The 15,830-nt window shown below is 33.9% G+C and carries 15 protein-coding genes; 1 reads left to right on the forward strand and 14 read right to left on the reverse strand.

The annotated features are described in order from the left end of the window. Nucleotides 1-42: 42 nt before the first annotated feature. From glnE to rplM, 6 genes are all read right to left on the reverse strand, one after another. On the reverse strand, nucleotides 43-2,871 hold the full coding sequence (glnE, locus tag J3U13_RS04555; protein WP_267340444.1) for a bifunctional [glutamate--ammonia ligase]-adenylyl-L-tyrosine phosphorylase/[glutamate--ammonia-ligase] adenylyltransferase: 2,829 nt from the start codon (nucleotides 2,869-2,871) through the stop codon (nucleotides 43-45). Between the two features lie 52 nt (nucleotides 2,872-2,923). After that, nucleotides 2,924-3,865, reverse strand: a complete 942-nt coding sequence (locus J3U13_RS04560; protein WP_267340445.1) for an inorganic triphosphatase — start codon at nucleotides 3,863-3,865, stop codon at nucleotides 2,924-2,926. Between the two features lie 501 nt (nucleotides 3,866-4,366). Next, nucleotides 4,367-4,777: a ClpXP protease specificity-enhancing factor gene (locus J3U13_RS04565; RefSeq protein WP_267340446.1), complete on the reverse strand. Its 411-nt coding sequence runs from the start codon at nucleotides 4,775-4,777 to the stop codon at nucleotides 4,367-4,369. A gap of 49 nt (nucleotides 4,778-4,826) precedes the next feature. Further along, nucleotides 4,827-5,459 (reverse strand): glutathione S-transferase N-terminal domain-containing protein, encoded by a 633-nt coding sequence (locus tag J3U13_RS04570; RefSeq protein WP_267340447.1) that lies wholly within the window; start codon nucleotides 5,457-5,459, stop codon nucleotides 4,827-4,829. A gap of 332 nt (nucleotides 5,460-5,791) precedes the next feature. Continuing rightward, a complete protein-coding gene (gene rpsI, locus J3U13_RS04575; protein ID WP_034915459.1) occupies nucleotides 5,792-6,184 on the reverse strand; it encodes a 30S ribosomal protein S9 in 393 nt (130 codons plus the stop codon). 11 nt (nucleotides 6,185-6,195) lie between these two features. Continuing rightward, on the reverse strand, nucleotides 6,196-6,624 hold the full coding sequence (rplM, locus tag J3U13_RS04580; RefSeq protein WP_267340451.1) for a 50S ribosomal protein L13: 429 nt from the start codon (nucleotides 6,622-6,624) through the stop codon (nucleotides 6,196-6,198). Nucleotides 6,625-6,899: 275 nt separating this feature from the next. On the opposite strand from rplM, the gene J3U13_RS04585 reads away from it, so the two are divergent. Further along, nucleotides 6,900-7,520, forward strand: a complete 621-nt coding sequence (locus J3U13_RS04585; RefSeq protein WP_267340452.1) for a YrbL family protein — start codon at nucleotides 6,900-6,902, stop codon at nucleotides 7,518-7,520. Here the strand turns inward: J3U13_RS04585 and pmrB are convergent. From pmrB to pbpC, 8 genes are all read right to left on the reverse strand, one after another. Continuing rightward, a complete protein-coding gene (gene pmrB, locus J3U13_RS04590) occupies nucleotides 7,489-8,592 on the reverse strand; it encodes a two-component system sensor histidine kinase PmrB (protein ID WP_267340454.1) in 1,104 nt (367 codons plus the stop codon). The two genes, J3U13_RS04585 and pmrB, sit on opposite strands and share 32 nt — an antisense overlap. A 26-nt stretch (nucleotides 8,593-8,618) precedes the next feature. Continuing rightward, the gene (pmrA, locus tag J3U13_RS04595; protein ID WP_267340456.1) at nucleotides 8,619-9,281 is read right to left on the reverse strand and encodes a two-component system response regulator PmrA; all 663 of its coding nucleotides are present in this window, start codon (nucleotides 9,279-9,281) and stop codon (nucleotides 8,619-8,621) included. A 104-nt stretch (nucleotides 9,282-9,385) separates the two neighbouring features. After that, nucleotides 9,386-9,925 (reverse strand): phosphatase PAP2 family protein, encoded by a 540-nt coding sequence (locus J3U13_RS04600; RefSeq protein WP_267340457.1) that lies wholly within the window; start codon nucleotides 9,923-9,925, stop codon nucleotides 9,386-9,388. Between the two features lie 122 nt (nucleotides 9,926-10,047). Next, on the reverse strand, nucleotides 10,048-10,731 hold the full coding sequence (locus tag J3U13_RS04605) for an amino acid ABC transporter permease (protein WP_267340458.1): 684 nt from the start codon (nucleotides 10,729-10,731) through the stop codon (nucleotides 10,048-10,050). Nucleotides 10,732-10,740: 9 nt separating this feature from the next. After that, nucleotides 10,741-11,469: an amino acid ABC transporter permease gene (locus tag J3U13_RS04610; protein ID WP_267340459.1), complete on the reverse strand. Its 729-nt coding sequence runs from the start codon at nucleotides 11,467-11,469 to the stop codon at nucleotides 10,741-10,743. Nucleotides 11,470-11,472: 3 nt separating this feature from the next. Further along, entirely contained in the window at nucleotides 11,473-12,273 is an 801-nt protein-coding gene (locus J3U13_RS04615; protein ID WP_416380312.1) for an ABC transporter substrate-binding protein, read from the reverse strand. A gap of 738 nt (nucleotides 12,274-13,011) precedes the next feature. Further along, nucleotides 13,012-13,434, reverse strand: coding sequence for a nucleoside-diphosphate kinase (gene ndk, locus J3U13_RS04620; protein WP_267340462.1), 423 nt, complete (start codon nucleotides 13,432-13,434; stop codon nucleotides 13,012-13,014). A 12-nt stretch (nucleotides 13,435-13,446) separates the two neighbouring features. After that, the gene (gene pbpC / locus J3U13_RS04625; protein ID WP_267340463.1) at nucleotides 13,447-15,738 is read right to left on the reverse strand and encodes a penicillin-binding protein 1C; all 2,292 of its coding nucleotides are present in this window, start codon (nucleotides 15,736-15,738) and stop codon (nucleotides 13,447-13,449) included. Between the last annotated feature and the right edge of the window lie 92 nt (nucleotides 15,739-15,830).

A 15,830-nucleotide genomic window follows, 5' to 3' on the forward strand; every position in this document is an offset into this window, starting at 1 on the left:
GCTAACTACCCTCTATTAACCGATAATGGATCACCTAAACTATTACGTTAACCACTTTTGCCAACTCTGATTGACAATCTGTTTTTCTTGATAAAATTGTAAATTATTGACTGTACTTGGTAATAATTGCAGCGCAAGCTGATGAATTTTATTACGCATGTTAATATAAGCGTGAGTTAATTGCTTAGCTTCATGACTGTCCATAATTTGATAATGAGTGGCTAACTCCAATATTCGAACATTGTCACTCCAAGCGGTCATTTTAGGATGTGTATTAGCATAATTGAGCACCAAATATTGTGATAAAAATTCAATGTCACCAATGCCACCTTCATCAATTTTGAGGTTAAACAGTTCAGTTTGGTGAGTTCCTAAATAATTTCGCATTTTTTCACGCATTTGCCTAACTTCAATTTTTAATTGGTTTTCATCACGTGGTTTGCAAAGCACGTCGTGACGAATTTGGTTGAAACGTTTTATTAGGGCACTTTCACCATAAACTGCACGAGCTCTTACTAAAGCTTGATGTTCCCATGTCCATGCTTCATTCATTTGATAATCAGCAAAGGAATCTAAACTGCATGCGAGTAAGCCAGCATCGCCTTGTGGGCGTAATCTGACATCCACTTCATAGAGGATACCAAAACTAGTACGCACATTGAATAAGTGAATAATACGTTGAACCAAGCGTAAATAAAATTGGCGACTATCAATCTGTTTCTCACCATTAGTGAGGCTATTTGCAGGACAATCATGCAGAAAAACCAAATCCAGATCAGAACCATATCCCAACTCCCAACCGCCTAATTTACCATAAGCAACCACAATTATTCCTTTATCATTATGGGCTAAATGGGCTGGTTTACCATAACGTTCAATCATCTGATTCCAAGCCATTTGTACAACAAAATCAAGTAATGCTTCCGCCACATAAGTCAGGTGATCACTGACTTTCATAGTGGATAATACATGTTCCACATCGGCTGCGGCAATGTGCAATAATTGCATCTGTTTAAATTGACGCAAGGCTTCTAATTGCTGTTCTTCATCGTCAATTTGAATGCGTAATAAGTATTGATAAAGTTGACTTTTATACTCATTAGGTGCAACCGTTTGATAAAGTGAATTAATATCAATTAATTCATCTAATAAAATTGGATAGTGAGCCAGTTGATCACTAATCATTGGGGATGCACTACATAAACGAATCAACTGCCTTAATGCACTTGGATATTCGAGCAATAGCTCTAAATAAGTCGTACGACTAACAATGTTTACCAATAAAGGGAAAATGCGCAAAAAAACCATGATTGCCTGAGGTTCATTACAAACAGCATCTAATATACGAGGCATTAATTGATCGAGTATTTCACGCCCACGTACACCTATTGTACGTTTACCAATATCATTACGAAATTGAATAAGCATTTGACAAAGTTGCTCTGCTTCGCTATCTGAATAGTTTGGCAATACAGCTTGTATATCACTTAATTGCAAATCAGGAACCCATAGATCATCAAACAGATCATTATATTGTTTTGTGCTCGGGATCGATTGTGAATCATCGTTACCAATAAGGGTATCAAATATCTGGCGATTTTGTTGCATACGAATAGCTAACTGTTGACTAAATTCTGACCAATTCGAAAATCCCATATTGGTAGCTAAACGAATTTGGTCAAGTTCTTCTTCTGGTAATGTCTGAGTTTGCTCATCATTAATCGCTTGCAGTAAATTTTCGCAGCGGCGTAAAAATAAGTAATTGTTCCGTAATTGAGCAACTTCATTAGTATCAAGCAGTGCTTCTTGTTCAATTACCTGTAACGCAGTAAGTAAGGAACGTGTTTGTAATCCTATGACACGGCCTCCTCGAATCAGTTGAAAAACCTGTACAATAAATTCGATTTCGCGAATGCCACCCGCGCCTAGTTTAATATTGTTTTTTAAACCACGACGACGCACTTCACGTTCAATCATACTTTTCATATTACGCAGTGATTGTAAAACACTAAAATCAATATAACGACGATAGACAAAAGGTTTAAGCATTTGGTAAAGTTCTTTGCTATAGGGATCTTGTTGATCTCCTAATACTTTTACCTTAACCATAGCATAACGTTCCCAATCTCGCCCTTGTTCTTGGTAATAATCTTCCATAGATGAAAAACTTAAAACTAAGGGTCCTCCCTCTCCAAGTGGGCGTAATCGCATATCCACACGGTATACAAATCCATCTTCGGTAAGATTATCGAGTACTTTTATTAAACGTTGTCCTAAGCGAGTAAAAAATACAGCATTATCCAGTTCTCGCCGACCACCTTGTGTTTGCCCATGTTCAGGATAAGTAAAAATTAAATCAATATCGGAGGAAAAATTCAGTTCTCCTCCTCCTAATTTTCCCATACCCAATACCAACAAAGGTTGACGTTTACCTTGATGACTATACGGTATTCCCCACTCTTTACAACTTAATTCATATAACCAATCACGTGCCGTTACAATTATGACCTCAGCGAGTTCACTTAATTGAGTTAATATTTGTTCATCGCTACTGGTATGAATTAGTTGTGACCATTCAAGCCTTACTAACATATAACGTCTAAATAATCTTAATGCTTTCATCAATGCCATTTCATCTGAGACAGATGTTAATTGTTCATTAAGCCATTGTTGGTAATAAGACCTTTCGTCAGCTTGTGGTGGGTATTGAATAATATTTGCAAGCCACTTAGGATATCGATAGAAAGTATCGACCAGAAAATCACTTTGCACCAAAATATTTAGATTATCCTGAACATAATCTGGATCACATTGTGATAATTGTGATGTTATTTTCTGCTTTTGTTGATTCAAAATTTCAGATTGTGACATATCCTTTTCTCGTATTAATGACGATATTCGCTTACCTTATCTACATCTAATATTACTCTTTATTTAACTGTGCAATTAACATTAGTTTCAAAACTGTATTTACTGGACTGTAAGCAAAATCAGAAACGGAATGAATACTCGTGATTGCTTGCTGCCACTGTTTAAATTCAGATTCATTTGCAATATCGTGATTAGCTAAAATTTCACTTATTTGAAGTAATAGTTGTTGATAAAACGCAAGATCAGTATTTTCGAGTGCATACTCTTCGTTTTTTTGCCAAAAATTTAATAGACTTGATAAATCATGTTGAATTTGCAAGCAAAAAGGTGTGCAATTAAGTGGTACGTTTTTCAATAATCGATAACCACGTGACGCCTTACTTTGTGAAAAAAGATGTAAATTAAATCTGCTCAACTCAATGGCAAAGTTGATTAAATCATCTTTATTTCCTTGTTTTATCTCTAATTCAACTTCTTGTATTAATTTTGATTTACCATCTGAGATGATTTCTCCTTGATCTAAGGCGACTTCAATTTCGCTATTAGCAAATGAAATTAACCATGTTTGCCGATCAAAATGTGTTGAAAATAAAGGGTGCAGCATTTTTTGTAAATTTGTGATATTACAATCTTTGGGAAAGGCACTGCTTGGAAGCAATGTTAAGTCGAGATGGTCATCTGGTAGATTAGCATTAAATTCAGAACGTTCATGTAGACCAGCAACAGCTTTGTTACCATGTTTTATGGTTATTTCAAATTGTTTACCGAACTTATTTTGTGTTCCCCTGATACGTAAACCATAGCCATTTGATCGTAAATAGTAATCTTGAGTATCATAATAAGTATTATAAAGCTTTAGTTCATTAATGTTGTTTTGAATTTTTGAAGCGGTTTCAAATTCATTTTGATCACAACTTGTCCATTGATTTAAAAAAAGTTTCAAATCATGAATATTGTTAGTTGCAATTCCAAATTTTAATTCGATTTCTTTCATTATGTTCAGTTAAATCAGTTAATTTTTTATATCATATACTGATTTTCCCAATAAATACACTTAATCCATTGCTAACAAAAACGGTTATTTTTGCAGAGAACAAAGTCAGGCAAATAAACCATTATTATCCATTAATTATGGATAGTTACTTTGTTCAACAATACTTTCTTTCTCTCATAAACTTGTTATCGGTATTCCTTAAAGTGGGTAGGGGTGTGCAAACATAATGGCAATGTTATTGTTTATTCATGCTTTCAATATTAATTTCCTCAAAACGATTACTTGAATTGTTCTCAGGGATATTCATACATGACATGAAGAAAATTTATTAATAATCATTATTATTGCTCAACAATACGTTTGATCGCTTCATCAGATAAACGATAACTGATAGAATTTTCAATGGCAATACATGAATTATTTTACCTATTGCCCGTTAGTTAAGCGGGCATTGATAGGCATTAAAAATAAATTCTAACTATAATGCTATTATTGAAAAAATTATTTTACCACTCTAAATGGATTGGTCTTTTTCGCAGGAGGTGCTTTGGATTGATTATTTTGCTTGTCTTGTAACATTCGATATTGAGGTTCATCTTCAAATCCCATTCCTACTCCATTTTCACGAGCATAGATCGCTTCGATGGCAGACATAGGGACAACGATATGTTGTGGTACACCTGAAAAGCGAGCATTAAATTCAATTTGCTCATTATTCGATATGTATTGACCTACGGATTGTGGTGCAATGTTTAAAACAATCTGATTATTCTGTACAAACTCTTGTGGAACTAATACTCCATAAATAGAAGTATTCACCACAATATAGGGAGTTAAATCATTATCCAGAATCCAATCATAAAAAGCCCTAAATAAATAAGGGCGGCGAGGAGTCATTTGCTCAAGTTCCATAAAAAAATACCTTGTATAACAAATAGTGCTAGTTAGATAAAATTATTTATTATGCTCTCATCTTTCTTTCATCATCGGTAAGAGACTGAGTAAAAGCAGGACGTTCAAAAATCCGCGCCATATAATTTAAATAATTTTTTTCAGCGACTTTAGGTAAATCAATATCAAGCATTGGTAGGCGCCATAATAATGGAGCAAAATAACAATCACATAAAGTAAAATCATCACTCATAAAATAATCTTTTTCTTTAAAGATAACTGAAATCGAAACAAGATCATCCAATAAGTTTTTACGGGCGGTTTTAGCTGCATTGCTATTAGGATCGGCAATAATAGTTTCGTAAGCGCAATACCACTCTTTTTTGATACGATACATGGTTAAGCGAGCATTTGCGCGGAGAATAGGATAAACCGGCATCAAAGGAGGATGTGGGAATCGTTCATCAAGATATTCTAATGCAATATGAGGTTCGTATAAAGTGAGATCGCGATCAATTAACGTTGGGATAGTTGCATATGGATTGAGATCCAATAATTCTTGAGGTAAATCATCTGCGGTTACAAATTCGATTTCAGCAGTCACACCTTTTTCTGCCAGTACAAAACGAATCTGATGGCCGTAAATATCTGTTGTATCACAAAATAATGTCATAACAGAACGTTTATTAACAGCAACAACCATGCTCACTCCCAATAACCAAAGTTAAAATAAGTTAGTTTAGTAACTATTCTAACAAATTGGATAACAAATTTGTTAAAAAATTGCATTTTATTGCTATCTTTCTTGTAAGGAATTATTTTCAGACAAGAAGTTTAAGGTTAACTATACGTTTGAGTAAAAAATGATCGTTCTATTGGTTGTAATCTTTAAATTTAAAAGATTAGGATTATAGCAAATAGACTATGTGGCATTTAATCACTCACTTCCATGGCTGTTGTAAATATGATAATAATTAGCCATAAAAAAACCCAGCTTTTGACTGGGTTTTGAAAACAACTTTGTAACGTATGCAATTAACGTTTGCTGAATTGTGGACGACGACGTGCTTTGCGCAGACCCACTTTTTTACGTTCAACTTGACGAGCATCACGAGTAACAAAACCTGCTTGACGTAATGCAGAACGTAATGTTTCGTCATATTCCATTAATGCACGAGTAATACCGTGGCGAATCGCACCAGCTTGACCCGAAATACCTCCACCTTTAACAGTGATGTATAGATCAAGTTTGTCAGTCATTTCAACTAACTCTAAAGGTTGCATAACAACCATACGAGCAGTATCACGACCAAAGTATTGTTCTAATGAACGTTTATTAATAACGATATTTCCACTACCTGGTTTAATGAACACGCGAGCAGCAGAACTTTTGCGGCGACCTGTACCGTAATATTGATTATCAGCCATCTTCTATCCCCTTAAATATCTAGTACTTGCGGTTGTTGTGCCGCATGATTGTGCTCACTACCAGCATAAACTTTTAGTTTACGGTACATTGCACGACCAAGAGGACCTTTCGGTAACATGCCTTTTACAGCAATTTCGATGACTTGTTCAGGATGACGTTCAATCATTTCTCTAAAAGTCGCTTCTTTAAGTCCACCGATGTAGCCAGTATGACGATAATAAATTTTATCAGTGCGTTTTTTGCCTGTTACAGCAACTTTTTCTGCATTGATAACAATGATATAGTCACCAGTATCAACATGTGGTGTATATTCTGCTTTGTGTTTACCACGCAAACGGCTTGCGATTTCAGTAGCTAAACGACCTAACGTTTTACCTGCTGCATCAACAACATACCAGTCGCGTTTAACTGTTTCTGGTTTAGCTGAAAAAGTACTCATTCGTAATTATCCAATTTTTTAATTAATCTCACGTTAATAAATCACTTGATTTATTTACACTTTTTGATTGTTGCTATTAACTAACTAACCCCTTCGAGTTGTTACATTAACTTTGACAACCGAAAACAACGTTGGGAAAAACGTTGTTGTAACGTGGGTGCCAATATTATACAGAAATATTATAAAAGTGCTAGCGTAAAAATAAAAAATCATGGCGAGAATAAACGCTTGCTGTTAAACTTAAAATCATAGATAAATCATAGAGTATTGATACCATGAATACGACCATTACACTGTCTGAAAAAGATTATATAAGTCAAGGATTACACCGCAAATGTTATCATCATCCTAAAGATGCAAATCAATGCATTAAAGTTAATTATAATGAAGGAGCAGAAGAAGAAACCAACCGCGAAATTGCCTATTATAAACATCTTATTAAACGAAATATATCGTTTGATGCATTAGCTAAATATTATGGGCCTGTTTCAACCAATTATGGTAAAGGTCATATCTTTGAGCTGGTTCGAGATTATAATGGCAAAACCGCAACGCCACTGGAACAATATCTTGCTGATAACTTGTTAACCGAAAAATATTTTGATTCCTTAGTCATGGGACTTAAAGAGTTAAAATCCGCATTATTGAAAGATCGTATTATTACCATGACCATCAAAAGTAAGAACATCTTATTTCAACATTTAAATGAAACAAATAGTCGTTTGATTATTATCGATAATATCGGCAATTCTACTTTTATTCCAATAGCAAATTACCTTCCTTATTTTGCTAAATCTAAAATTGAACGTACTTGGCAGCGCTTTTTAGTATCTATCGTTAAAGAAAATAGCAATAACCCTTTGATTACTCGTTTAATTGACGCGGTGAATCAGTAAGTTGTAATTGCGCAATCGCACCTTTCGTATTGTCAGATCGATTTTTTAATGTAAATAGACCATGGTGTAACTTAGCAATACGATTAACAATACTCAAACCAAGCCCAATACCGTTATGCTTACGATCCATACGGAAAAAGGCTTGAGTAAGTTTTTCACTTTTGGATTCGTCAATGCCTGCCCCCTCATCTTCCACACTTATAATGATATTTTTATTATCTTTATAGCAACTTACCACTATTTTGGTGTTTTTTGGGCTGTATCGATAACTGTTTTCAACTAAATTACGCAATAGTAACCTAATCAAAGTAACATCACCATTAAATAAAAGATTCGAGTCAGGTATATTCCATTCAATTGATTGAAATTTCTGTTTGGTTAATTCCGTTAATTCATCGGATAATGGGAACATAATATCATGATAAAAATTAATTTGTTGATATTGTCCAACGGTAAATTTTTGACTAGCACGCGCTAACATCAATAATTGCTCAACAGTATTGACCAAACGGTCAATTCTGTCGATTAATTCTGTACAATCAATCTTGTTTTTTGTTTCTAATAATTCTAAATGTAAACGAATGCCAGCAAGTGGCGTTCGCATTTCGTGCGCCACATCGGCAGTAAAAAGTCGTTCTTGTGCTAAAGTTGTATTAAGTCGAATAAACAGATTATTTAGTACTGAAGTGATGGACTTTATTTCACGCATATTACTAATCGGCAAAATGGGTTTTAAATTTTCTTCAGTGCGCTGATTAAGATCTTTTTCCAAAATCTCTAACGGTTTGGTAATCCATTTAATCGCTTTATAGGCTAAAAATAATGTCACTAACATCATGGTAAAAGCAGAACAAAACAGAGCAAAAATGGCTTCAAGTTCTTCATGCTCAACCACTTCATCAATTTTATTTTGGCTCAGTGTTAAATTCACCAATACATCAATTTGTTCCTTACTTTCATGCCATAACCAAAAGACGGTGATAATTTGGCAAATGAGCATAATTGCGCCTAAAGTAAAAAAAAGATTCCAGCGAATACTGTGACGAATATTACTAACAGATTTTACGATCATAATAAGTTTATTTATTTAATAGGTAATTAAGAACCATCGCTAAGTTGATAGCCATAGCCACGAACAGTTCGAATAAAATTTTTCCCGAGTTTATTACGTAATCCATGAATATAAACTTCCAAGACGTTTGAGCTGGGATCGCTTTGCCAATCATAAAGATCATTTTGCAGTAAATCACGATGCACCTTTTCACCTGCTTTTAACATCAATCGAGACAAAACAATAAACTCTTTAGGTGTTAATATTATTTCTTCATTATTGAGAGTCACTTTTTGCTGTTTGATGTCAATAGTAACTGAACTATAACTAATTAAATTATCAGCGGTTCCTTGATTACGACGAATTAATGCCCGTACTCTAGCTAATAATTCCGTTAAAGCAAAAGGTTTGATTAAATAGTCATCAGCACCTAAATCTAAACCTTCGACTCTATCCTCAATTGTATCGCGAGCGGTAAGAATAAGGACGGGTGTATCAATTTGCTTTTTTCGCCATCGGGTAAGCAATTCTAAACCATCACAATCCGGTAAACCCAGATCTAAAATAATCAAACTAAATTGCCCAAATTGGATAAATTGTTCAGCCTGCTTACCTGTCGATGCTATCTCGCACACATAATTATTGGATGTAATACCATCATACAGACCTTTTTGTAACAAACTATCATCTTCAACAATAAGTATTTTCATTATCATTTACTCTAATCGGAATTTAGTGATCAAGTCGATAGTTGATGACTTATTATAAATTTAGCTTGGCATAATAAATCGGTTAATGACAATTTATCAGATAACTATCGATTAAATAATTTAGTTATATGTATCCAGCATTTTTTTATTATCAATGAAGATACAATGCTTACAATAAATCCAACAAAAATATCTAATGGCCAATGTACCCCTAGATAGATACGACTCCAACTGACCAACAATGCAACTAATGCCAATAAAGATAAAGTTGTTTTAGTTCGCTGCGTTTTATTAAAAAAAGCAGTAAAAAATAGAGTCCATACAAAGACCGTATGTTGGCTTGGTAGCGAGCTTGTTTTATCATGAAAAAGGTAATTCGTTCCGACATCTACTGCAAATGGTCGTGGAGAATAAAATAGATGACGAATAATAAAAGTAATCAATAATGCAATTGCTAAACCTATTACCATTTTAATGATAAGCTGCCGATAATTAGGATGAATAAACCAATCAATACTCATAATAATAATAGGGACATAGACTAAATATTTAGCACAAAAAATAGCAAAGTTAACAAATGATTTCGATGCTTGATCCGACGCATTGATTAATAGAAAAATTTGGGTATTAAAATCATGCCACATTGATCATTACCAGATTAATTACAGTTATTCATAATTTAATGCATAAATCTTAAAAGAACCTTAATAACAAAATACTCAATTAATCAATAAATTTTTATCAAACAAAATCGTTAAATGATTCATTATTTTGCATGAAACAAACGACTTTTTGTTAAAAACGATACAACAATATCTAGAAATAAACAAATGATAAAATAAACAATGATAACAAATGAAAATATTTCGGTCGGATACACCATACTGCGATTATTAATTTGTGTGGCAATAAAAGTAAATTCAGCAACACCAACGATATAAGCCAAGGAAGTATCTTTAATTAGCGACACCCATTGATTAACAAAAGATGGCATCATCATTTTAATAGCTTGAGGTAAAATAATATAGATAATAACTTGGGTTTTAGAGAATCCTAAGGAAAATGCAGCTTGCCACTGATCTTTCGCCACAGCAATCATACCGGCATTCACACAATGGCCAATGTAAGCAGCACCAATAACAGATAATGCAAAAACAACGGTTGTAATTGCCGGTACATTCACATTAAGTAATACAGGCAATAAAAAATAAGTCCAAAATATGAGCATAATCACTGGAATTGCTCTTAAAAAGCCTAGCACACTAATGAATAAAGAGCGAACAAGACCTTTAGTCACCGTTAATCCAACGCCAGCTAAAATCCCTATAAAAGTTGAAAACACAATCGCTGCTAAACTCATTAAGAGTGTTAAAAATATTCCGCCAGGAAAGTTACCCCACATCATATAACTTAAATTATGATAAATAACTTCTAAACCTTTAAGTTCCATAATAAGTCACTACACCTTATTTCTTATTTGGATGTGCTTGGCTTGATAAATGTTGCCTAATGTGCCAATTATTACAATAGCCAAAATATATAAAAATGTTGCGATAGCAAAGTCTTGAAAAGTTTTTAATGATTCGGTTTCAACTTGCCTTGAAACATAAGATAGCTCTAATACTCCTATCGCCATTGTTAGTGATGAATTTTTGACAATATTCATATATTGACCAATTAGGGGAGGAAAGGCGATACCAAAACTTTGAGGTAAAATTATAAAACGCATACTTTCCCACCATGTTAATCCCAATGCTAAAGCTGCTTGTTGTTGCCCTACTCTCACGCCTGCCATACCTGCTCTAAATTCTTCTGCAATAAAAGCACTGGAATAACATGTCAATCCAATAAAACCAATAATAAATTCAAATGATGGCATTTTTAATGTAAAAAACCATAACTGAATCTGTGGTTCGTCAAACAACCATATTTTAAATTCGTTGGGCAGCAAGTTTCCAATACCAAAATACCAAAAGAACAGTTGAGGTAATAATGGAGAATAACGAAAAATTGCGTTATATCCTATTACAATACCTTTAATCAATTTAATTCGACTTTGCTGAGCAACAAACAGCAAAAAACCCAAAATGGTCGAAAAAACGATAGTAAGAAATGAGATGGCTAAGGTTACTAAAAAACCGTCCCATAACCACCATAAATAGCGAGATTCAATTAATTGATCTAACATGATTTATTCGCTTTGACCTATTTTAAATTCACCACGAGGCATTGCTGATTTAGTATTAGGACCAAACCAACGATTATAAATCGTTAATGCTTCGCCATCTGTTTCAAGATTTACTAATATTTGGTTTATCTTGTTTTTTAAACGCGTTTCTCCTTTTGCAATACCAACCGCTTGATATTCTTGCGTAAGACTAAATGGTGAAATTTCGAAAGCCTCACGCTGTGCTTCTGGTACATTGGCAAGTAAACCAATTAATTTAGCATCATCTTGAGTAATCGCTTGCACCACACCATTACGTAACGCAGCAAACGCAAAGGGTGTATCATCATAAGAAATCACTTTCGCTGTTGGATACTTTTCCCTAAGGGTAATCTCCATAACAGTACCTTTGTCAGCGCCAATTCGTAGACTTTTCAGATCGTCGGGTGTTTTAAGTATGCCCTTTTTAGCAATAAATTTTTGACCAGTAGCAAAATAGGGCAAACTAAAATCGACTGTTTTTGCTCTTTCATCCGTTACCGTAAAGTTTGCCACAATTAAATCTGCTTTTTGTGAAGTTAATAATGGAACCCGATTAGCAGGATTAGTGGGTACCAATTCAACTTTGACATTTAATGCTTTGGCAATAGCATTGGCATAATCCACATCAAGACCGGTAATTTTATTCGTTTTTTCATCAATAAAACCAAAAGGCGGATTACTATCAAATACGGCTATTTTAATAACACCTTGCTTTTCAATATTATCTAAGCGATCGGCAAAAGCAGAATTCGCACTTAATAATGCGCCGATAATAGCCATCATTATTAGCAGTTTAGTAAGAAATTTCATTTTATACCTCAATAAAAGTTATATTTGATATCTGAAAAGTCTATCAACAAAAAAATGATATGGATAAATAACAAATCATCACATAGTTATAACTAAAAGTTATATTAAGGTAATTAAATTTGCTAGTTAAAATCGCTAATAGATTGAAAATAAGCTATTTTTAACAAAAAGATGAAAATGATAATAATTAGATCTTATATTAAAGAGTAATAATTAAAAAAACACATCTTTAAATTCATAGATGCAAGGAAAATAATTACCTCTTGCATTAAGGTAAATACGTTGGAAAATAATTGGCTATTAAAATTGAGATTGGGAAGGATATTCAGATAAATAAAAAAATAGCATACTCGATAAAAAGAAATCCTTTTGAGAAGGACTCAAGTGTGTTATATCACTCTGAAAGGTATTAATAAATAGAGTGTAATATGTGGAAGGATGAAGTAGATTAGACTCAGTAAACACACATTAAACCAATACCACCTGAATGCTATTAATAAATAATGACATCGCATCTATCGTAATCAAACTAGTTAAATAATAGCAAATATGCATAAATAAAAGATAAACAGATGGTTATTCTGTTCTTGCTAAAATACCCATCAATAATTTGCCTGTTGATGGGTCAATCATGATTGTTGCACTGCACTTATTAATTATTTATTGTTAATTTTTCCTAAATTATCTAGCTAATTGTGAAATCACCATTACCTATCCAAATATTTCACTATCAACAAAAAAATAAGAAATTTCACGTTCTGCTGATGCAAAAGAATCGGACCCATGCACGGCATTTTCTCTCACATTGGTAGCAAAATCTGCTCTTAAAGTACCAGCAGTAGCTTTAGATAGATCAGCGGGTCCCATAAGTTGTCGGTAACGTTCAATGGCATTTTCACCTTGCAAAACTTGAACAACAATTGGACCAGACATCATAAATTTTATTAAATTAGCAAAAAAAGGGGTGTTTTGATGCTCAGCATAAAAACCTTCAGCTTGTTCTTGTGTTAATTTCACCATTTTTATTGCAATAATGTTAAGTTTAGCTTGGCAAATACGTGTTTGAATTTCACCAATAATCTGTTTTTTTACAGCATCAGGTTTAATAATACAGAGCGTTTTTTCTAGAGCCATGTTAATGTTCCTTTATTCATCTGAAATAAAATTAATTCGTACAATTTGTCCACTTTCGTCTAACACCAGTAAACGATGTTTCCCATTTTTGTTTACTGTTAAAGCAACTTTTTCATTATCCTTGGAGTTAGCGACTAAAACTCCATCTAGAAACCACCATTTTTCGCCAAATCCACCTTCAGGAATTAAATCAATTGTGACTTGGTTATTACCGGGTAACGCCCTAATCAATTGGTTATTCCGTAAACCAACGATATTAAGTGAGGCGAAGATATCTTTATTCATTACAGGACAATTTTTATCAATGGGAGGCAATAATGCTTGTCTTCGTTCTTTGGTTAACAACCAATTTTCTAATGAAACAGGCCACAAGGCTATTGTTTTTTTTTGTGCTCCTGTACAATCAGCGGCAACACGCTTACCTCGTTCATTTACCCAAATGTTTATCCAACTTGAATGGTAAATATTGTTTTTTAATTCACTCACGGTACTTAATGTTGGTGGTAACAGATTATTTAATACCCATGCTGTTTTTTGACGATGGCAATTAACATCTGAATCGGGAAGTGGCTGACCTGATGGCCAACAAATTTTCTCAATCGATACCGATTCAGGTTTCTCATAAGCAGGGAGAGGTTGATTTAAGCGCCTTTCTCTATTTAATAATATTGAATTAACTTGTTGCAAAATTGGCAATGCTGACATTGAACCATACTGCCCAACAACAGGAGTACCGTCAGGGCGCCCTACCCAAATACCAATTAAATATCGAGGATTTATACCAACAGCCCAAGCATCACGATAACCATAACTGGTTCCTGTTTTAAAAGCTAATAAATTGTTATTCATTAGCATTTGCCGAGTAATCCATGCACTACCATTAGAGATAAAGGGTTTATTAATCAAGGGATCGGATTGAGTAAATCGTAAGGGACTAACATTACCCTGCCTTGCAAATGCACTGTATGCACTAATAAGGTTATCCATCCTAAGCGAGGCTCCACCTAATATATAGGAAATATTTGGTTCATTGGCAATAGAAAATAAAGGTAAACCAATGCCAGCAAGTTTTCCTGCAAACTTTTTTGGGCCGTATAACTCAATCAATTGGACTGCTGGTAAATTTAATGATTGATTTAATGCATCAGAGACACTTACAGGTCCATGAAAACCTTCATCAAAATTAGTTGGTCGATAATCGGAGGTAATACGTGGAACATCTTGTAATAACGATTCAGAATGGACCATACCTTCATCGAGAGCAAATGCATAAATGAATGGCTTGAGTGTTGAACCAGGAGATCGTAACGCTCTAATCATATCAACTTGACCAAAACGCTCTTTATCATTAAAGTCAGCTGAACCTACATACCCTTTAACTGTCATATCTGCATGATCTACCACTAAAATTGCTAATGAAGTTTTAGGCGGTAATTGTTGTTTTCGATTAATAGCAAGATCTTCTAAAATATACTGAATAGAAACATCAATAGTGGAATGAATCGTATTATCATTAGGATATTGCTGTTTTAATCTATAAGCCAATAATGGGGCTAACTGTGGCGTTTTTCGTGGATAAACCCAAACTTCGTCTCGTCGAATTTGATCAATTAACTCTTTTGGCCAAACATCATACTGTGCAAGTCTATCTAATACTTTGTCACGAGCTAGCGTAGCTCTTCGAGGAAATCGATCTGGCCTTAATCGACTTGGAGCTTGAGGCAATACTGCCAATAATACTGCCTCACTTCGAGTTAAGGCTTTAGGTTGTTTACCAAAATAAGACCAGCTAGCGGCACCAATACCTTCTATGGTTCCCCCATAGGGAGCATGATTAATATATAAAGTTAAAATCTCTTGTTTAGTGTAATGGAGTTCAAGTTGCAAAGTCCGAAAAATTTGTTTTAATTTACCAATCAAAGTTCGATCATGAGGAGCGAGTAACCTAGCCACTTGCATTGAAATGGTACTACCACCCGAAATAATTTTATTACTCGATAAATTTTGCCAAGCAGCTCGAAATAACGATAATGGATTAATACCAATATGATGATAAAAATAACGATCCTCATAATGTAATAATACATCAAGATAATAATCAGGAACTTCATCAAGGCTTACCGAATAACGCCAAATACCTTTTTCATCAGCAAATCGCCATAAAGGAGTTTCATCTTGAGCAACAACGGTTTGTGTTGTTTTATTTTGCGAAATTGATAATGGAAAAAGAAAATCAGCAACAAAAAAGCCGCCGACTAACGATAACAATAAAAAGATAAATAATTTATTAAAAAACTTTTTCATTATTGGTATTCGTCTATCTAATACAATTAAAAAAGCAATTCCACCAATGCTATTGACGGAGTAATCAATGAAATTTATCTAAGTAAGGGTAT

It is taken from the genome of Gilliamella sp. B2887, from assembly GCF_026537015.1.
In the GTDB taxonomy this organism is placed as follows: domain Bacteria; phylum Pseudomonadota; class Gammaproteobacteria; order Enterobacterales; family Orbaceae; genus Gilliamella.